This window comes from Pseudomonadota bacterium, from assembly GCA_016719885.1.
GTDB lineage: Bacteria > Pseudomonadota > Gammaproteobacteria.
Genome location: JADJYF010000005.1, coordinates 336,691 through 355,138 on the forward strand (window position 1 = coordinate 336,691; position 18,448 = coordinate 355,138).

Consider the following 18,448-nt stretch of genomic DNA (forward strand, 5'->3'; position numbering starts at 1 on the left):
TCTCGAACTGTCCTCGAACATGGCAAGGCCGGCCGCAGCATTGCCGGCGCGATCTTCGGCCTTCAAGGGCTCGCGCGCAAGGCGGGCGGCACGCCGAGCGCGATGGACAGCATGACCAGCGCCTGCCACACGATGAACAACAGGCTCGCTTCCAGCGCCTCGTCCATGTGCGGCCACGCGTCCCACATCCACTGCACGGCCTGCGCCACCAGTGCGCCGGTGGCGACGATGGCGCACATCGCGAGCGCCATCTGGCGCCGCCAGCCCCACGCCCACATGAGACCGAGGCACAGCACCAGGGCACCCAAGGCGCCGGCCGCCAGCATCGGCCACGGCCGTCCGTGCATGTAACCGATGTCGACCGCCGCGCGCCACGAAGCAATGCTGCAGAGGACCATGATGGCGTAGGTCAAGCCGTGGCGGCGTGGCGGTGCGAGAGCGGCGTGACGGCCGAGCGCGTAAAGCACCGAGCCGAAGATCACGCCGGGATAAATTTTGATCAGCAGGGAGTTTTCAGGCGCCAACAGGCCGCCCAACCAGCACAGCAACCCGGACAACACACCGGCGGCGAGAAACTTGAGCGGCAGGTAGCGGGGGCGTGAACTCACCGGCATGCTGTGCCGGCGTCCATCAGGCGCGCGCGCAAGCGCACGTTGTTCGCGACAAATCGCCCCAAGCCCGCAACTCCAGGCGCCTCATATCAAGGGCGCGCTACGCCTGAAGAATAGAACCCGGCAGCAGGAAAATAAATCAGCGGGACGGTGGTCGGCGTCGCGTCGCGCGGCCCGATGCCGCGCGCGATGTTTGGCGGGGGGATGAGCGCCGCCCGTGCACGCTTTGCGCGCGCGGGCGGCTTCAGTGCCGTCTCAGTGATTCGACGCCGGCAGCGTCGCCGCGTAGGCGGTGCTGCTGGCGTTGCTCGCCGCCACCGGTGCGCCGGGCGTGCTGAGATTGTCGCTGTTGATGCACACCGGGTGACCGAAGCCGCCGGCGCTGGCGCCCGCGTCGATATCGAACACCACGCTGTCGATGTGATCCGGGTCGGGACCCACGCCGCCGACACCGGCCAGGTTGTCGAGCTTGAGGTTGTTGCGCACACGCCAGGCTATCGCGTGATCGGCGCACGAGGTGTCGCCGCTGAGGCCGATAGCGCCGACCAGTCTGTGGCTGGCATTGTAGAGCGCCAGGCCACCGCCGAACACGTTCACACCGCCGGGGCGCTCACCGACCATCGGGTCATTCTTCTTGCCGAAGTTACCGACCGGGCCCTTGTAGGCGACGTCGGTGGCGACCGGGTTGCTCTCCTGCAGGCCGAACAGGCTGCCACCCGGCTGCACCGCCGAGTACAGGTTGGCGGTCGACAGCGACAGGGTGTCGAGGCTGAAAGCGTTGGCGGTGTTGGCTTTCTGCGCCGAGATCACGCGGCTGCCCGGCCATTGCGAATTGCGATTGGAGCCCGAGAACGCGACCGCGCAGACCACGCCGTCACGGTTGACGAGCGTTGCCCACATGTTGAGGTTGAGGCCGGACGCCTCGTCGGCGACCGCGGTGGCGAGTGCGGTCTTGAGCGCGCCGTGGATGCCGCCGACGGTGGTGCCGAGCGCGGCGGCCACCACCTTGCACGCGGCCGCGCCGCCGTTCTTGTGGTCATCGCCCTTGGACTTGCCCTTGCTGTCGGCCATCGCCGCGCCGGTGCCGGTGGCCAGGGTCAGTGCGATAGCCATGGCCAGGCTGGTTTTGGTTTTATTGATCATCTGGAAGCTCCCACGCGATTGGACTTGGTTTTGTGCGTTGCTGGCCGGCGTCGCCGACCACGAGGGCCGCACTATCGGTGTGCACGCGCCCCGCAGGGAAGCGCGACGTGCGAATTATGTGAAGGCGTCGAATTTTCGATGGCGCGCGCGCGGCGCAAGCGTGACTCGCATCGCACTCCAACGCCCGGCCTGTCAGTCCTCGCGCGGCATGACGCCGGTCAGCGAGGCGCGCGCCGAGATCTCTATCCAGTTGCCGTCGGGGTCGGCGATGAAGCCGTAGCGCGCGACCTTGGGGAAGGTCTGGCATTTCTGCACGTAGTGGCCGCCGCGCCTGGCGATGGCTTCGCACTCGGCGTCGGCATCGAAGATCTGCACGGTCAGATAACGGAAGTTGGGGCCGACGAAGGTCTCGATCTCGCCGCCGCCTTCGCCCTCTTCGACGAACAAGAGGCTGTCGCCACAGCGCGCGACGCGCGGAGCGGCGCGCTCGAACTCCATCGCTTCGAGGTAGAAGCGCATCATGCGCTCCGGATCGGGCGTCTTGACCGTGATGCCGATGCCGACCACGCCATCGGTGCCGGGCGGCACCAGGCGCACCGGCTCGCCGCCCGGGTTGACGCCCTGCCAGGCCGGCTGGCCGGCACGCGCGATGGTCAGCCCGGCATAGCCGGTGGGGCGCGTCGCCTCGAACGGCGTCGGGTATTGATTGACCTTGATCACCGAGTCGTGGGCATCGTAACGGTGTTGCACCCAGCCGTCGCCGAAACTCAGTTCATGATCGAGCCGCAGTCCGCAGGTGTCACCCCAGAAGCGGCGATGAGCTTCGATGTCGTTGGTGAACATGCCGATATCGATGTGCTGCTTGGCCAGGCGCATGACGGATCCTCTCAAACGGGCAGGGCGTCGACGGCGTCGTTGTCGATGGCCTGGTAGGCGCCATCGGTCACCATCTTCATGAACAGGCGATCGCCTCTCTCGGTTTTCTTGACGATCACGGTCGCCGCGATCGCCACCACCAGTACCGCGAAGCTGTAATGGCGATAGTCGGCCATCAGGTGATCGAAGTCGTAATCCTTGACGCCGCGCGCGTGCAGCGCGGCCAGGTATTCCTTCAGCAGATCGCGCTCGACCGCCTTGCGCGTGGCGCGGTCGAAGGCACTGCCGAGAAAGTAGGCGACGTCCATGCCGGTGCCGAGATAGGCGCTGGTCTGCCAGTCGACGATGCAGATGCGCTCACCGCCGAACAGCATGTTGTCGACGCGGAAGTCGTTATGGGAAAAACACTTGGGCGCCGCGCGCGGCGCATTCCAGGCGGCATGACAGCCGACGAATTTCTCGCACACCTCGATCACCGCCGGGTCCATCTGCGCGGCGTAATTCTTGACGAAATAATCCCACGACGATTCCAGCAGTTCGGTGGTGTAGAAGCCCTGCGCGCCGGGCGGCACGTACAGCCACGGCTGCTGCTCGAGTTCCGCGTCGTTCCAGAATGCGGCGTGCAGCATGGCCGCTTCCTTGAGGGCCTTGCGCGCGTTCTCCACCGAGCAGCCCTGCATGTGATCGCCGGTGGTGGCCGGCGCCATGTCTTCCAGCAGCAGCACGAAGCTGCCGTCAGTGGCGTCGTACTCGGCGGCATACACCTTGGGCGTGTTGATCACCGCGCGATCGCGCAGTTCTCGATAGAACATCACTTCGGAGCGATAAAAGCCCATGTCGCGACCGCTGGTCGCGGCCACCGCGTTGTCGGACTGGAACTTGCCGACCACCGAGCGCGGAGCGCCGGCCGGCGGTGTGCCCTGGTAACGCAGATGAAAGCGCTTGGTTTCGCCGAGCTGGCCGGTGCCCACGCCTTCGACGGTGAAATCGACCACCCGCGCATCGATACCCTTGCTCTGCAAGGCGGCGGACAGCCACGCGGCGCTTATCTGCTCGTGCCGCGGTACGGCGGGCAGCTGTGTCATTGCATGCATCTCCCCACGCCGCGCATGCCACCATGGCATGCGCCGACGTCGCCGAATTGTAACCACCGCCCGAAGTGATTGAAAGGCGCGTGCTTGCCGCGTGCGCGAGTCTCAACGCATGATGCGGACGACGGCCGCTGCGTCATCGACTACGCGTCACCATCCATTCGTACAGGAGTCATCCATGGCTGATCTTCGTTGGGGCATGATCGGGTCTTCCGGTTGGGCCGATCACACCTTCGCGCCTGCCATCGGCCGCGCACGCGGCAACCAGCTGGTGGCGGTGCTGGGGTCGACGGCGCGCGGCGCCGAGAATTTCGCCAGGCGTCATGGCGTACAGCGCGCCTATGCCGATCTCGCGGCCATGCTCGCCGACCCACAGGTCGACGCGGTGTGGGTGGCGAGTCCGCCGGATCTGCATCGCGCGCAGGTGGTGGCCGCACTGAAAGCCGGCAAGCACGTGTTGTGCGAAAAACCAATGGCGGTGAGCGTGGCCGATTGCCGTGCCATGACGCGCGCCGCGCACAAGGCCGGGCGCGTGTTGCATGTCGGCTTCAACAACCGCGCCCATCCGCAGCTGCAGCAGCTGGCCAAGGCCATCGCGCAAGGCCGTTACGGCGACGCGCTGGAAGCGCGCGTGCAGGTCTACCACCCCTATGCCAGCGCGCCACCGCCATGGCGCCAGAACCGCAAGCGCAGCGGCGGCTGGGCGATAGGCGATGTCGGCACGCACCTGCTCGACGTGTTGCGCTGGCTCATGCACGCCGACGCGGTGCGCGCCCGAGGCGTGCTGAGCAACCGCTGCTGGGGGTTCAAGACCGACGACCATGCCGCCGTCCACGTCGAGTTCAAGAACGGCGCGGTCGGCAACATCACTGCCTGCACCGGTGCCGCGGGCGGCGCGCCGCGCGTGGAGTTCTACGGTACCAAGGGCTATTTCATCCTGCGCGGTGGCCTGTTCGGCATGCCGGGTGAACTCGAAAGCGGCGTGAAGGGCCAGGATGCGCGCAGCATCGCGGTGCCGGGTTTCGATACCTATGGCGGCGAAGTGGAATTGTTCGCCAAGGCGGTGCGCGGCAAGGCGGTGAGCCTCGCCACCGGTGACGATGGCGTGGCGAATATCAGCCTGGTGGCGACGGCGCGGGGTTGGTAGGCAGTGGGTGTGCGAATGGATTCGCGCCGCGCGCCGCGCTCAGGGCATCTCCTCGACATAGGTATGCCCGATCGGCGTCTGCACATAGACTTTCTTGCCGTCGACCGTGGCCCAGAAGTAGTAGTAACCCTTCTGCGAATCGCTGGTGACCTTGCCGTCGATGACTTCCCAGCTCTTGACGTGCTCGCCGAAGGCATAGGTCACACGGTAATCGCCATCCAGCCACGACACGCCGACGCGCGAGATCTTGTTTTGCTGATCCCCCGAACAGCCAGCCAGGGCCAGCACGCACAGCAGGGGCACACAACGGGTGAGGGCGGACATCGGCGACTCCGGCGCTATCGGGTTGCGCCATGCTAGCAACTCCTGTCCCGCGCCGGCCATCCCGTCGCGCACCGCCCGGCGGGCGCTTACTTGATATCTCTCAAGCGCCGCCGTGGTGGACTGCGATCGGCGGCGCTCCTGCCGCTAACATGAGAGGCAAGCGGCCAGTCTCCCAAGCCCTATGAACCTGCAAACCATTCAATTGCTATCCAATCTCGGCCTGGCAAGCGTGATGGTCTCCGTCACGGTCATGATTCATTTCTGGGGATTGTTGCTGCTGACCTACGTGATGAGCGAGTCGCGCCATCGTCTGCGTCCGCACGAGAGCCGCATCCACCAGGCGGTGTTGATCATTTTCGTGGTGTTCGGCATTTTCGCGCTGGTCACCATCCATATCTGGCTGTACGCGGCGCTGTTTCGTGTGCTCGGCGAAGTGCCGAATTTCGAATCGGCGCTGTATTTCTCCACCACCACGTTCACCGCGGTCGGCTACGGCGACATCCTGATCTCGCCGCGCTGGCGCCTGGTGGCGGCCATCGAGGCGGCCAACGGCGTGATCCTGCTGGCATGGTCGACCGCCTTCCTGTTGTCCGTCACCTCGCGCCTGCGCATGCTCGAACACGATTGGTTGGAACGACGCGAGTAGGCACGGCCCGCGCACGCTTGAGTCGAGGCCGTGATAGGTCACAATGGCCGACCTCCCGCGGTTCGCAAGGCATTCTTAGCGCATGGCCCATCCGCCGACCCTGATCGTCACCATCGCCGCCAGCCTCGGGCTCGCGCTGGTGCTGGGTTTCATTGCCGCGCGCCTGCGCGTGCCGGTGCTGGTCGGCTACATGCTGGCCGGCTTCGTGCTGGGACCCGCCACGCCGGGCTTCGTGGCCAATGTCGAGCTGTCGCACGAACTGGCCGACGTCGGCGTCATCCTGCTCATGTTCGGCGTGGGCCTGCATTTCTCGCTGGAAGAGCTGTTCGCGGTGCGCGGCATCGCGCTGCCCGGCGCCCTGCTGGAGATGCTCCTGATCTCGAGCCTCGGCACGGCGGTCGCGAGCAGCTGGGGCTGGAGCTTCGGCGCCAGCGTGGTGTTCGGTCTCAGCCTGTCGGTGGCGAGTACCGTGGTGCTGGTGCGCTCGCTGGAGCGCGCCGGCCTGCTGGAATCCATCACCGGCCACATCGCGGTCGGCTGGCTGGTGGTGGAAGACCTGGTGATGGTGCTGGTGTTGGTGTTGTTGCCGCCGCTGGCCGGCGCCCTGGGCGGTCATGGCGACGGCGTCGCCGGCCACCCGGTGGCCAGCACCGTGCTCATCACGTTGTTGAAGGTCGCGGCCTTCGTGGTGTTGATGATGGTGGTGGGCAAGCGCCTGTTCCCGAAACTGCTGTGGGCGGTCGCCCACACCGGCTCGCGGGAACTGTTCACCCTGTGCGTGATCGCCGGCGCCATCGGCGTGGCCTACGCGTCCTCGCAGCTGTTCGGCGTGTCGCTGGCGCTCGGCGCCTTCTTCGCCGGCATCGTCATGGGTGAGTCGAGCCTGAGTTATCGCGCGGCGCAGGAATCACTGCCCTTGCGCGACGCGTTCTCGGTGCTGTTCTTCGTGTCGGTCGGCATGCTGTTCGATCCGCACGTGCTGGTCGACGATCCCTTGGGCGTGCTGGCGGTGGTGGCGGTCATCATGCTCGGCAAGCCGCTGGCGGCGTTTTCCCTGGTGATGCTGTTCCGCTACCCGCTCAACACCGCGCTGACGGTGGCGGTGGGGCTCGCCCAGATCGGCGAATTCTCCTTCATCCTCGCCGGTCTCGGCATCAGCCTCGAGCTGTTGCCCAAGGAGGGTCTCAATCTCATCCTCGCCGGCTCGATGATTTCGATCGCCGTCAATCCACTGCTGTCGCTGGCGGTCGGGCCGCTGCAGCGCTGGATCCGCGGCCGCTCGCGCCTCGCGCGCTATCTCGAGCGCCCGGCCGATCCGCTGGCGATGCTGCCCATGACCTTCACCTCCGAGCAGTTGACCGGCCACGTGGTGCTGGTCGGCTACGGACGCGTGGGGCGACGCATCGGTCGCGCCCTCATGGAACGCGGCGTGCGTTACGTGGTGGTGGAGGTCAGTCGCGACACGGTCGAGACCCTGCGTGACAGCGGCTTGCCGGCGGTGGCCGGCGACGCCATCGAACCCGAAGTCCTGATCCAGGCCCACATCGCGCGCGCCGCGATGCTGATCGTGGCCATGCCCGACGCCACGCGCAGTGTGCGCATGCTGGAAATCGCGCGCATCCTCAATCCCGAGATCCGCTCCATCGCTCGCGTGCACAGCGACGAGGAGGCAGAGCTCATGCAGCGCGAGCGCGTCGGCGGCGTGTTCTACGGCGAGCAGGAACTCGCCAATGCCATGATCACCAACCTCGACAGCCAGCTCGAGCTGGCGGCGCCCAAGTGACGGCGCCTCAGGCGCCGCGACTCGGCGCGACGATGTCGCGCGCGATCATGGCGAGATTGGTGTCGATGTAATCGTCCGGGCAGGCCGTCGACAGGAACACGAAGCGGGCGCCGGCATCGAGGTATTCCTTGAAACGCGCGCGGCAGCGCTCGGGCGTGCCGGCCAGCGTGTACTTGTCGACCAGCTTGGTGAAGTCCTGGGAATACTGCACCGAGAGCTTGTCGTTGGCCATCTTGAAGCCGGCGGCCTGGTCTTCGTGGGCAGCGGTGAACAGGAAGATGCCGGGCGTGAAAGTACTCAGGTCGCGGCCGCATTCCTCGCCGAATTGCTTGATCTTGGCAATGCTCTCGGCGAGCTGCTCGGGCGTGTACATGTAGGGCAGCCAGCCATCGGCAAAGCGCGCGGCGCGGCGCATGGCGGCGTCCTTGCGGCCCGACACCCAGATCGGCGGGCGCGGCTTCTGCACCGGCAAGGGCTTCAAGCTGAAATTGTTCATGGTCGTGTAGCGCCCGTGAAACGTGACGTCGGTGCCCGACCAGGTGCGGTGCAGGACTTCCAGCGCCTCGTCGGTGCGTGAACCGCGCTGCTTGACCGGCACGCCGCAGGCTTCGAACTCGTTCGGATATTCGCCACCGACGCCGACGCCGAGCATGAAGCGACCGTTGCTGGCGACATCCAGCGCCGCGCCGAGCTTGGCCAGCAACGCGGCGGGGTACAGCGGCACGAGCGTGATGGCGCTCATCAACTGGATGCGGCTGGTGGCACCGGCCGCGACGCTCAAGGACACGAAGCCGTTGGCGGTGTCGCCGTAGAAACTCACGTGTTCGCCGCAGCCGACGACGTCGAAGCCGAGTTCCTCGATGTAGCGTGCCGAGGCGGCGACCTCGTAGGGCGAGCGCAAGGCGGTGCCGAAGCGGAGCGGAGTGTGGGTCATGATGGGTGCCTGTCTGTGCGGTTGCCGGGGGGCGGGCGACACGCCCGCGCCCGAGAGTGTATGCGAGGCGCCGGGCCGCGCCCATGCCGCGCCGGCATTACAGCGCGCGCGGTGGCGTGGTCGGCAGGCTGTGCAGGATCTGGTCGAAGATGGCGATGCCGCCGGCCGAGATGTGCTGTTCCGGATGGGCGACGCAGAACTTGTCCATCGCTTCGAACAGCTTGCCCGGATGCGTGAAGGCCAGCACGTCGGTGTCGCGCGCGATGGCGAGCCCGGTCATGTAGCCCGACAGCCACATCTGCGGCGCGTCGACACGCTCGCCCGAGGCGCGCCGCTGCTGCCATTCGGCGCACGGCCAGTCGGCGATGCTGGTGACGTCCGCCCATGCGCCGGACGCGCCGAGCAGGCCGAGCGCCAGCAGCACCGCGCGTCGCGCCTGGCTCGCGCTGGCCGCCATGTCGAGGCTATTCGCCGCGCCGGAAGATGCGCTTGTAGGTCAGCGTACGGGCCAGGTCGCTGCGCCGGTAGCGCGTTTCGATATGCAGCTCGTTGGCGCTGTCGTCGAGCGAGATCTTTTCCAGCAGGCGGTCGCCGCCCTTGATGTCGGTATCGACGATCAAGACCTGCCCTTCGAAGTAGCCGAAGGTACGGCCAAGATCATCGTGCGCGAACTCGGTGCCCTTGGCCGAGTAGGAGTTGCCTTCCGGGTTGATGGCGAACAGGCGCTTGAACTTCTTGTCGTACAGGATGGCGCACATGCGCGCCTGGTAAATCTTGAGGGTCTTGGCTTCCATGACCGTTTCAAGGTCGCCGGGCAGCGACCAGTCCACGTCGATGGTGTCCTCGGCGCGAAGCTGGTTGGAGTTGTGTAGCTGCTGGTAATACTTGTTGCTGCTTTGCCCCTTGTCGCCGGCGGCGCTGAACTGCTGCTTCTTGTGACGCTTGCGCAGCTTCATCAACTGCTCCTTGGTCACCCGCACGGCATCCTGGTAGGACTCCGAGCGCTCTTCGTCGAGTACCCAGTTGCCATTCATCTGCTCGGTGTCGGCGCGGCTCGCGCACGGCAGCCCGGCGCCGAGCAGCAACAGGAGACCGCACAGGCCGAGGACGACCGGGCGGCGTGACGACAGCATGGGGCGGGCGGGCTCGATCATGGCTCTCGAAGGCATTCGTTGAAGGCGGCGAAAGTTTAGCACCGAAGCGCGCGCCGTCGGCCGCTCATGCGTAGCGGTCGGTATGCGCGATAAGGGCGGCGCGGATGCCGTCCTCGCTCATGGAGTGGCCGGCGTCCGGCACCACCACCAGCTCGGCGGTAGGCCAGGCGCGATGCAGATCCCAGGCCGAACGCATCGGGCACACCACGTCGTAGCGGCCCTGCACGATCACGCCGGGGATGTCGCGCAGGCGCCGCGCGTTGCGCAGCAGCTGGTCATCGTGTTCGAAGAAGCCGCGGTTGATGAAGTAATGGGCTTCGATGCGCGCGAAGGCCTCGGCGAAGCGTCCGCCGGAGAATTTGCGGATCAGCGCGGGATCGGTCACGAGCTTGCTGGTGCTCGCTTCCCACACCGACCAGGCGCGCGCGGCGCGCCGCCGCCGCTCGCGGTCGCGGCTGGTCAGGCGCTTGTAATAGGCCGCCAGCAGGTCGCCCCGTTCACGCTTGGGAATCGCCGCGACATAGGCCTCGAAAGCGTCGGGAAACAGCTGGCTGGCGCCGTCCTGGTAGAACCACGCGATCTCCGATGCGCGCAGCAGGAAGATGCCGCGCAACACCAGCGCGCGCACCCGCTTGGGGAAGCTCTCGGCATAGGCCAGCGCCAGCGTGCTGCCCCAGCTGCCGCCGAACACCAGCCACTGCGCTATGCCGAGGTGTTCGCGCAGGCGTTCGATGTCGGCGACCAGGTCCCAGGTGGTGTTCTCGCGCAGTTCGGCATGCGGACGGCTGCGCCCGCAGCCGCGCTGGTCGAACAGCACGATGCGCCACTTGCGCGGATCGAAATAGCGCCGCTGCATGGCATCGCAGCCGCCGCCCGGTCCGCCGTGCAGGAACACCAGCGGGCGGCCGCGCGGGTTGCCGCATTCTTCGAAATAGATAGTGTGCAGGTCCGAGACCTTGAGCAAGCCCTTGCGATAGGGCTCGATGGCGGGAAAGAGCGCGGTCGGTACGCGCCGTCGGCGCGCGGGCTGGGTGGCCATGCTGTGGGTCCGCAATGTGAGGCGTGGCGATGATGCGCCGCGGCCGCGTCACGGTCCAGTCACCGCCATCGGCCCACGCGCGGCCGTGACGCGGGGTGATAGTATCCGCCGCGCCTGCCGCGCCCGAAGCGCGGCGCCATCACCGCAGTTTGATCAGGAGGGGAGATGATTTTTTCGCGTACGAAGGTTTGGCCGTTGCTGGGCTTGCTCGGCACGTTGGCGGCGCAGGCCGAAGAGGCCGCCGTGCAGCCGCAGCCCGATACCAACTGGACCAGCTACAACGAGAACGTCAACGGCCAGCGTTTCGTCAATCTCAACCAGATCACGCCGGCCAATGCCGCGCAGATCGGCGAAGTGTGCCGGCTCAAGGTCGATGAGACCGGCGCCTTCCATACTGGCATCCTGGAGCTGGACGGCCTGCTGTATTTCACCACCGCCAGCGATACGCTGGCGGTCGACGCCACCAACTGCCGCGTGCGCTGGCGTCATCATTACGAAGCCGAGGACCCGAGCGGCACGCCGCTCAAGGTCAACCGCGGCCTCGCCCACGCCAACGGCGTGTTGTACCGCGGCACGCTCGATTCGCGCCTGCTCGCCATCGACATGGCGAGCGGCAAGACCCTGTGGCAATACCAGGTCGGTGAACCCCAGCAGGGCGAATTCTTCAGCTCCGCGCCGCAGATCTACCAGGGCCTCGTGATCATCGGCGCGGCCGGCGGTGACTGGGGCACGCGCGGCCGCATCATGGCCTTCGACGCCAAGAGCGGTCGCGAGGTGTGGCGCTTCTACACCATTCCGCGCGGCGACGAGCCGGGCGCCGACTCCTGGCACGACCAGCAGAGCGCGCAGACCGGCGGCGGCGGTTCCTGGAGCACCTACACGCTCGACCACGCCTCGGGTGAAGTGTTCGTGCCGGTCGGCAACCCGACGCCCGATCTGCTGCCGCACCTGCGGCCTGGCGACAATCTCTACACCGACAGCATGGTGGTGCTCGACGCCGCCACCGGCAAATTGAAGTGGTATCACCAGCTGTTGTCGAACGACGGCCAGGATCTCGATCTCGGCGCCGCCCCGATGCTGTACTACAACAGCAAGGGCGAACGCATGGTCGCGCTCGGTTCCAAGGACGGCTACGTGTACGGCGTCAACCGCGAAAACCAGCAGCGCGTGTTCAAGACCCCGGTCACCACCATCAAGAACGCTGGCGTGCGCGCCAATTCGACCGGCGTCGAGATCTGTCCCGGGCCGCTGGGCGGCGTGGAATGGAATGGCCCGGCTTTTGATCGCCCCAACAAGGCCATCGTGGTCGGCGCCGTCGACTGGTGCGCGATCGAAACTGCCGAGGAAGGCTTCAAGTTCAAGCCCGGCCAGTTCAACCTCGGCGGCACCTTCAAGTTTTCCGACGTCGCGCGCGGCTGGATCACTTCGCTCGACGCCGACATCGGCGCGGTGCGCTGGAAGTTCGAAACGCCGGGGCCGATGGTGTCGGGCATCGTGCCGACCGCCGGCGGCGTGATCTTCGCGGGGGACATGAAGGGCAATTTCTTCGCCCTCAATGCCGCCGACGGCAAGGAGCTTTACCGTGCCCAGGCCGGCGGCGCGATGGCCGGCGGTGTCATCAGCTACAACCGTAAAGGGCGCCAGTACGTGGCGGCGGTGGCCGGCAACGTGTCGCGCCTGACCTTCGGCGTGACCGGCAGCCCGACGCTCCTGATCTACGCCCTCGGTGGCAATGGCAAGGGCGGCGCGGCGCCGGTGGCGTCCGCGGTGGCGGCGCCATCGCTGGCCACCGCCAGCGGCGCGGAGATCTACGGCAAGATCTGCGCGAACTGCCACGGCGGCAACGGCGAAGGCGTGAACGGGCCGGCCTTGAAGGGGCTCGCCACGCGCATGGACGAGGCCAAGACCATCGAATGGATCAAGAACCCGTCGGCCAAGATGCCCAAGCTATATCCCGAGCCCCTGGGCGAGCAGGCGGTCAAGAGCGTCGCCACCTATGTGCGAGGGCTGAAATAGTCCGCGCGCCGCTGGCCGATGGTGGATCGGCTGGCGGCGCTGCCCACCCGAAAGGGGGGCCTCGAAAGTAGGGAGGGAAAGAAAAATCCGGGGGCCGCAAAAAATTCCTTGATGTAGATCAAGTGGGCGGCTCTTGGCGCCAATCAGCATCCCCCTTCCAGAGGGGGGCCCAGATGAAACTCGGCATGCTGCATTTTTTCGAGAATCCGGCCGGCAAGTCGGAACTCGACATCATCCACGAGCAGACCGAACTCATGCTGGCCGCCGAGGACCTGGGCTTCGATTCGGTGTGGCCGGCCGAGCATCACTTCTCCGAATACGGCTGGTGCGCCTCACCGCAATTGTCGCTGGCGGCGATTGCCACGCGTACCTCGCGCATCCGTCTCGGCACCGGCATCCTGGTGCTGCCGTTTCACAATCCGATCCGCGTGGCCGAGGACCTGGCGTTTCTCGACCTCTTGTCCCACGGTCGCGTGGAGTTCGGCGTCGGGCGCGGTTACCAACCGCTCGAGTACCAGGGCTTCAATCTCGATCAGACCCAGTCGCGGGACATGTTCGACGAAGCCCTGCGCCTCATCGTCGAGTGCTGGAGCCGCGAGCGCGTGACGTTCAAGGGCAAGTACTGGCAGGTCGACGATGTCGAGGTCAGGCCCAAGCCGCTGCAGCGTCCGCATCCGCCCATACACATGGCCTGCATCTCGCCGGACACCTTCGAACTCGCCGGGCGCAACGGCCATCACCTGTTGATGGGTTTCGCCTTCGGCCTGACCTACAACGGGGCGCGCAAAGGCATGGACGCCTGGCGCGCCGGGCGCCGCGCGGCCGGGCTCGACCCGCGCGGCGGGCGCAAGACCTGTCTCATGATGGTCTACCCGGGCCGCAGCATGGAGGCCGCGCGCCGGGAATTTCGCGAGCCGGTGAACTGGTATTACCGCACCATCGCGCGCTACGTCGCCCCCGAGCAGGGCTATGTGAAGTCCTACGAGTATTACGCCCGCTCGCGCGAATTCGTGCGCAGGCTCGAGTTCGACGACATCGTCGACACACCCGCGGTGGTGTGCGGCGACGTCGAGCACTGCGTCGAGAAACTCAGCCGCGCCGCCACCGAATTCGGCTTCGACGAACTGTTGTGCTGGACCCGCATCGGCGGCCTGTCGCCGGCCAAGGTGCGCCAGGCGATGGAACTGTTGAGCGGCGAAGTGTTGCCGCGGGTGCGCAAGGAGGTGGCGGCGCACGACGTGAACCTGAGGCAGGACGCTGTGGGTCAGACTTCAGTCTGACATTCAGCGGCGTGATGGGACGGCCGCCGAGCGTCATCCGTCAGACTGAAGTCTGACCCACAAGGCATTGCGTCTGCCCGGCACGGGGCAGACCTCGGCGCCGTCATCCGTTACATTGCCGCCATGAGTGAACACTCCGCCCGCGTCGAGAGCATCAGCGCCGTGACCGTCTTCACGCGCGACATGGCGCGCGCCGTGGCGTTCTACGAAGCGCTCGGCATGTTGCCCTGCCATGGCGGCGCGGCGTCGGGCTTCACGAGTTTTCGCGCCGGCAGCGGCTACCTGAACGTGGCCGTCGGGCAGCCGCCCGAGCGTCCGTGGGGGCGCGCCATCCTGTACGTGTCCGACGTCGACGCCATGTACGCACGGGTGCGGGCCGCCGGCTATGCCACCGTCACCACGCCTGCCGACGCCCCGTGGGGCGAGCGCTATTTTCATGTACACGACCCGGACGGCAACGAGCTGTCCTTCGCCCGACCACTGACCGCGAGATCAAACTGATGAAAAGATGCCTGGCCGTGCTCGGTCTCATGCTGCTCACGTGCCTCGCGCGCGCCGCCGATGCGCCGACCGTCGGCCTGCTCGAACTCTACAACTACTACGAGTATTCACCGGCGCTGCTGTCCGCCGGGCAGCCGACCCGCGAACAGTTTCCCGCCATCGCCAAGGCCGGCGTCGAAGCCGTGATCAATCTCGCGCCGGTCACCGATCCCGGCGCGCTGGCGGACGAGGCCGAGGTGGTTGGCAAGCTCGGCATGGGGTATGTGCACATTCCCGTCGACTGGGACAAGCCGCCGCGCGCCGATGTCGAGAGTTTCCTGGCGGCCATGGAACGTTTCAAAGGCAAACGCATGCTGGTGCATTGTTACGCCGGTTCGCGCGCGTCGGCTTTCGTGTACATGTATCGTGTGCTCGAGCAGAAAGCCGATCGCGCCGCCGCGCGCGTGACGCTGGAGAAGATCTGGGCAAACAACCCCGGCTACGAATTGCCGGCGGTGCCGCAATGGCGGCAGTTGATTGATGAGGTGCTGGCGGCCCACTCGACTTGAGTGTCGGCCCGCCCGAACGCGTAACGATGTTGGAATAGTTGGATGAGCAAATCTCTCAAAGAACAGCTGCTGGCCGCGGGCCTCGTCAAGCAGAAACAGGTGCACCAGGCGGACAAGGAAAAGCATAAGCAGGCCCGTCAGCAGCCCAAGCCCAAGGCGACCGTCAAGGGGCCCTTGACCGCCACGCAGCTCGAAGCGCGCAAGGCCCAGGACGAGAAGGCAGCGCGCGATCGTGAACTCAACCGCCAGCGCCAGGCCGATCGCGAACGCCGCGCCATCATCGTGCAGCTGGAACAGATCATCGACGGCGCCAAGCTCGACACCAAGGCCGGCGAGACGCCGTTCCGCTTCGTCATCAAGGGCAAGATCAAGAAGATCTACGTGACCGCCGAGCAGCACGCCGCGCTGGTCAAGGGCACGCTGGCGGTGGTGCGTTTCCGTGAAGGCCTGGCGGTGGTGACGCGCGAAGTGGCGGAGCGGGTCGCCGAGCGCGACGCGCGCACGGTGCTGGTGTTGCGCGACGGCACCGAGCCCGACATCCAGGAAGATCCCGACTATGCCGATTACAAGGTGCCCGACGACCTGATGTGGTGACGACGCGCCGGCTCACGGGCCGGCGCGCGGCAGCGTCACCGTGAACTCGGCGCCCGGCTCGCGGTTGGCCACGGATACCTTGCCGCCCATCACTTCGACCAGGCGTTTGACCAGCGCGAGACCGATGCCGGTGCCGGCGGTGGCGCGCGTCAAGGCGTTCTCGCCGCGATAAAACAGTCCGAAAATGCGCGACATCTGCTCGCCGGCGACGCCGGGGCCGAAGTCGCGCACGGCGAATTCGACATGGCTGCCGTCGCCGCCCTGCACGGCCAGTTGCAGCGGCTCGTCACCGCTGGTGAATTTCAGCGCGTTGTCGACCAGGTTCAGCATCACCTGCGTGAAACAATCGATGTCGACCCGCAAACGCGCGCTGGCGAGCTCGGCGGGACAGTCCAGCGTGTAGCGCCGGCCGGCATGCTGGACCACCGATTCGAGCTTCGAGCGCAGCACGTCCAGCAGTTCCGCGGCCGTCACCTCGCGCATCTCGACCTTGAGTTCGTTGCGCGTCATGCGTGCCAGGTTCAGCACGTTGTTGATGAGGCGCGTGAGCCGTTCGGCCTCGTCGTGTATGAACTGGTAATACTCCTGGCGTTTGGCGTCCGGCGCCCAGCCCTCGCGCAACATCTCGCCGTACATGCGTATCGAGGTCAGCGGTGTCTTGAGCTCGTGACTGACGGCGGCAATGAAGTCCTGCTGCTGGCGCGCCAGCGCGATCTGCCGCGTGCCGAGGCGCAGTGCCAGCCACAGGCCGCCGCCCAGCACCAGCGACAACAGCGCCGCCAGCCAGCCGATGACGCGTGCGCCCGGTCCGGCCGGTAGTTCGGTGACGCTGAATATCAATTCCAAATCGCTGAAGGGCGCTGGCAGCCGTGACTGGTAGAGCAAGGTGCCGCGCAGGTCGGGCGCGCTGCCATAGCCGCGCGCCGCGTCGCCGTCGTCACGCAGCAGCACGTCACCGTGGCGCGCCACCACCAGGCCGCTGCTGCGCGCCAGCTGGCCGAGGCGAAACGGCGTACCGACGAGTTCACGGAGAAACACCTCGCGGTCGATGACCAGGCCCTGCACGTAACGCCGCCCGTCGCGCCACACGTTACGGAACAGCACCAGTTCACCGCTGGCGAGCAGGCTGCTCTCGAAGCGCTCCACTTCGCTTTCGAAGGTGTGGATGGGCGCCGCGTCGTCGAGGCGCTGGCGCGCGCCGCCCTGCTTGCGCTTGTGCTCTTCGGCCAGCATCGGCAGCGCGCCCTGCTCCTTGCGCAGCGCGCGCGTGGCATCGGTGGCGGCGCGCTTGTCGGGCATGGCGGGCGCCGCTTCGGCCATGACCGGCGCGCCCTGGAAATTCTGCTCGAGCTTGAGATCGGCCACGACCGACCGAGGGCCTTGGCGGCGCTGTCGCGGCGCGCGGGTGTGGGCGCGGCCGCTTGCTCTCCGACGCGCGGCGTGTCGCTGGCCACGGCATCGACCTGGTCATTTCTTCAGTGCCGGCGCACCGCCCAGCAGGCGATTGCTGGCCAGGATCCCGTGCAGGCGTGTCGCCAGCGCGTCGCGCTCGCGTCGCTCCGTGTCCGTCAGTCCGCTCTGCAACTCGCTGCTGTCGGGCGGCGGCTGGAAGGGCAGGCTCAACTGGCCCTGTTCATCCACCTGGAAATGCCCGATGAGGCCGGGCACGGCGTTGGCCGGCGGCAGGCTGGCGAGCGGCGAGCGCTGCAGCACGGTCGTGCTGAGCGGCGAGACCAGGTTGAAATAGCTGTACTCGGTGAACGGCCGCGCGTGCTCGACAGCCATGAAGTCATCGATGCGCTGCTCGACGCGCTTCGTGAATTCCTCGGCGAGTCCCTGGTGCTGGTGAAAGCTCTCCCACTGCAGGCGCTGATAGGCCTGGTGGATCAAGGCGGCGGTCGGTATGGCCAGCGCGACGAAGAACAGCGCCAGCACCAGGCGCAGGCGAGCGAGATCGCTCATGCGCGCAACAGGCGGTAGCCGGCGCCACGCACCGTCAACAGCACGCGCGGCGCGGCCGGATCGGCTTCGAGCTTGCGCCGCAGCTTGGCGACGTGGATATCGACGGTGCGCGTTTCGAGCGCCAGCGCGTTGGCGTAGCCCCACACCTTGTGCAGCAGCTCTTCGCGCGATACCGCGCGCTCGGCATGGGCGAAAAGATATTGCAGCACGTCCATCTCACGACGTGTGAAGCACAGCGTCGCATCGCCGCGTCGGCCTTGCAGCGTGCCGGGATCGATCTTGACGTCGTCGTGCAATTCCAGCACCGACGTCACGCCCGGCAGCACGCGTGCGCGGCGCAGCACCGCGTTCACACGCAATACCAGCTCGGCGACGGAGAACGGCTTGGCGACGTAATCATCGGCGCCCAGCGACAGGCCGTGGATGATGTCGTCGTCGGTGCCGCGCGCGGTGAGCAGGATGATGGCCTGTTCGCGGTCGAGGTCGCGCAAGCGCCGACAGATCTCGAAGCCGTCCACACCCGGCAGCATCACGTCCAGCAGGACCATGTCGTAGGGACCGCGCTGCGCCTTGTGCCAGCCGTCGTTGCCATCGGCCGCGCTGTCGACCTGGAAGCCGTGGTAGGTGAATACGTCGATGAGGCCGCCGCGTATCGCGGCCTCGTCCTCGACGATGAGGATGCGCGGTTTGGAACTCATGTCGCTGCCATGTGACGGATGACCCGGGCCGCGAGCATAACAAGAAGCCGCCCGCGCGCTTGTAAACGCCATGTAAACACGCGCGCCGCGCTTTTACCAAA

20 protein-coding genes are annotated in these 18,448 nt (G+C 66.6%); 8 read left to right on the forward strand and 12 right to left on the reverse strand.

Annotated features, from left to right (window positions below):
* Positions 1 to 62: 62 nt before the first annotated feature.
* The 4 genes from IPM80_07225 to IPM80_07240 all read right to left on the reverse strand — a co-directional run bounded on the left by IPM80_07225 (position 63) and on the right by IPM80_07240 (position 3,715).
* A complete protein-coding gene (locus IPM80_07225) occupies positions 63 to 608 on the reverse strand; it encodes a hypothetical protein (GenBank protein ID MBK8958215.1) in 546 nt (181 codons plus the stop codon).
* Between the two features lie 258 nt (positions 609 to 866).
* Positions 867 to 1,682, reverse strand: a complete 816-nt coding sequence (locus IPM80_07230) for a heme-binding protein (protein MBK8958216.1) — start codon at positions 1,680 to 1,682, stop codon at positions 867 to 869.
* A 264-nt stretch (positions 1,683 to 1,946) separates the two neighbouring features.
* The gene (locus IPM80_07235) at positions 1,947 to 2,630 is read right to left on the reverse strand and encodes a VOC family protein (GenBank protein MBK8958217.1); all 684 of its coding nucleotides are present in this window, start codon (positions 2,628 to 2,630) and stop codon (positions 1,947 to 1,949) included.
* A gap of 11 nt (positions 2,631 to 2,641) precedes the next feature.
* Entirely contained in the window at positions 2,642 to 3,715 is a 1,074-nt protein-coding gene (locus IPM80_07240; protein ID MBK8958218.1) for a phosphotransferase, read from the reverse strand.
* A gap of 184 nt (positions 3,716 to 3,899) precedes the next feature.
* On the opposite strand from IPM80_07240, the gene IPM80_07245 reads away from it, so the two are divergent.
* Positions 3,900 to 4,868 (forward strand): Gfo/Idh/MocA family oxidoreductase, encoded by a 969-nt coding sequence (locus IPM80_07245; protein MBK8958219.1) that lies wholly within the window; start codon positions 3,900 to 3,902, stop codon positions 4,866 to 4,868.
* Between the two features lie 39 nt (positions 4,869 to 4,907).
* Here the strand turns inward: IPM80_07245 and IPM80_07250 are convergent, their stop codons facing one another.
* The gene (locus IPM80_07250; GenBank protein ID MBK8958220.1) at positions 4,908 to 5,192 is read right to left on the reverse strand and encodes a hypothetical protein; all 285 of its coding nucleotides are present in this window, start codon (positions 5,190 to 5,192) and stop codon (positions 4,908 to 4,910) included.
* 181 nt (positions 5,193 to 5,373) lie between these two features.
* On the opposite strand from IPM80_07250, the gene IPM80_07255 reads away from it, so the two are divergent.
* Both IPM80_07255 and IPM80_07260 read left to right on the forward strand, forming a co-directional pair.
* Positions 5,374 to 5,838 carry a two pore domain potassium channel family protein gene (locus IPM80_07255; GenBank protein MBK8958221.1) on the forward strand — a complete coding sequence of 155 codons (465 nt, stop codon included), beginning with the start codon at positions 5,374 to 5,376 and terminating at the stop codon, positions 5,836 to 5,838.
* Positions 5,839 to 5,920: 82 nt separating this feature from the next.
* On the forward strand, positions 5,921 to 7,621 hold the full coding sequence (locus IPM80_07260; protein ID MBK8958222.1) for a cation:proton antiporter: 1,701 nt from the start codon (positions 5,921 to 5,923) through the stop codon (positions 7,619 to 7,621).
* A 7-nt stretch (positions 7,622 to 7,628) separates the two neighbouring features.
* Here the strand turns inward: IPM80_07260 and IPM80_07265 are convergent, their stop codons facing one another.
* The 4 genes from IPM80_07265 to pip all read right to left on the reverse strand — a co-directional run bounded on the left by IPM80_07265 (position 7,629) and on the right by pip (position 10,748).
* The gene (locus IPM80_07265) at positions 7,629 to 8,555 is read right to left on the reverse strand and encodes an LLM class flavin-dependent oxidoreductase (GenBank protein MBK8958223.1); all 927 of its coding nucleotides are present in this window, start codon (positions 8,553 to 8,555) and stop codon (positions 7,629 to 7,631) included.
* Positions 8,556 to 8,652: 97 nt separating this feature from the next.
* Positions 8,653 to 9,012 (reverse strand): hypothetical protein, encoded by a 360-nt coding sequence (locus IPM80_07270; protein MBK8958224.1) that lies wholly within the window; start codon positions 9,010 to 9,012, stop codon positions 8,653 to 8,655.
* Between the two features lie 7 nt (positions 9,013 to 9,019).
* Positions 9,020 to 9,709, reverse strand: coding sequence for a hypothetical protein (locus IPM80_07275; protein MBK8958225.1), 690 nt, complete (start codon positions 9,707 to 9,709; stop codon positions 9,020 to 9,022).
* Positions 9,710 to 9,773: 64 nt separating this feature from the next.
* Positions 9,774 to 10,748 carry a prolyl aminopeptidase gene (gene pip / locus IPM80_07280; protein MBK8958226.1) on the reverse strand — a complete coding sequence of 325 codons (975 nt, stop codon included), beginning with the start codon at positions 10,746 to 10,748 and terminating at the stop codon, positions 9,774 to 9,776.
* 165 nt (positions 10,749 to 10,913) lie between these two features.
* Between pip and IPM80_07285 the strand changes: the two genes are divergently transcribed.
* From IPM80_07285 to IPM80_07305, 5 genes are all read left to right on the forward strand, one after another.
* On the forward strand, positions 10,914 to 12,764 hold the full coding sequence (locus IPM80_07285; GenBank protein MBK8958227.1) for a PQQ-binding-like beta-propeller repeat protein: 1,851 nt from the start codon (positions 10,914 to 10,916) through the stop codon (positions 12,762 to 12,764).
* A gap of 173 nt (positions 12,765 to 12,937) precedes the next feature.
* Positions 12,938 to 14,044 (forward strand): LLM class flavin-dependent oxidoreductase, encoded by a 1,107-nt coding sequence (locus IPM80_07290; protein MBK8958228.1) that lies wholly within the window; start codon positions 12,938 to 12,940, stop codon positions 14,042 to 14,044.
* A 123-nt stretch (positions 14,045 to 14,167) separates the two neighbouring features.
* Positions 14,168 to 14,545: a VOC family protein gene (locus tag IPM80_07295; protein ID MBK8958229.1), complete on the forward strand. Its 378-nt coding sequence runs from the start codon at positions 14,168 to 14,170 to the stop codon at positions 14,543 to 14,545.
* Complete coding sequence (locus IPM80_07300; protein MBK8958230.1) at positions 14,545 to 15,093, forward strand: protein tyrosine phosphatase family protein; 549 nt, start codon at positions 14,545 to 14,547, stop codon at positions 15,091 to 15,093. Before IPM80_07295 ends, IPM80_07300 begins: the two co-directional genes overlap by 1 nt.
* 42 nt (positions 15,094 to 15,135) lie before the next feature.
* On the forward strand, positions 15,136 to 15,687 hold the full coding sequence (locus IPM80_07305; GenBank protein MBK8958231.1) for a DUF2058 domain-containing protein: 552 nt from the start codon (positions 15,136 to 15,138) through the stop codon (positions 15,685 to 15,687).
* A 12-nt stretch (positions 15,688 to 15,699) separates the two neighbouring features.
* On the opposite strand, the gene IPM80_07310 is transcribed toward IPM80_07305, so the two are convergent.
* The 3 genes from IPM80_07310 to IPM80_07320 all read right to left on the reverse strand — a co-directional run bounded on the left by IPM80_07310 (position 15,700) and on the right by IPM80_07320 (position 18,347).
* Positions 15,700 to 17,052: a HAMP domain-containing histidine kinase gene (locus tag IPM80_07310; protein ID MBK8958232.1), complete on the reverse strand. Its 1,353-nt coding sequence runs from the start codon at positions 17,050 to 17,052 to the stop codon at positions 15,700 to 15,702.
* 102 nt (positions 17,053 to 17,154) lie between these two features.
* A complete protein-coding gene (locus IPM80_07315; GenBank protein MBK8958233.1) occupies positions 17,155 to 17,649 on the reverse strand; it encodes a hypothetical protein in 495 nt (164 codons plus the stop codon).
* Positions 17,646 to 18,347 (reverse strand): response regulator transcription factor, encoded by a 702-nt coding sequence (locus IPM80_07320; protein ID MBK8958234.1) that lies wholly within the window; start codon positions 18,345 to 18,347, stop codon positions 17,646 to 17,648. Before IPM80_07320 ends, IPM80_07315 begins: the two co-directional genes overlap by 4 nt.
* Positions 18,348 to 18,448 lie beyond the last annotated feature (101 nt).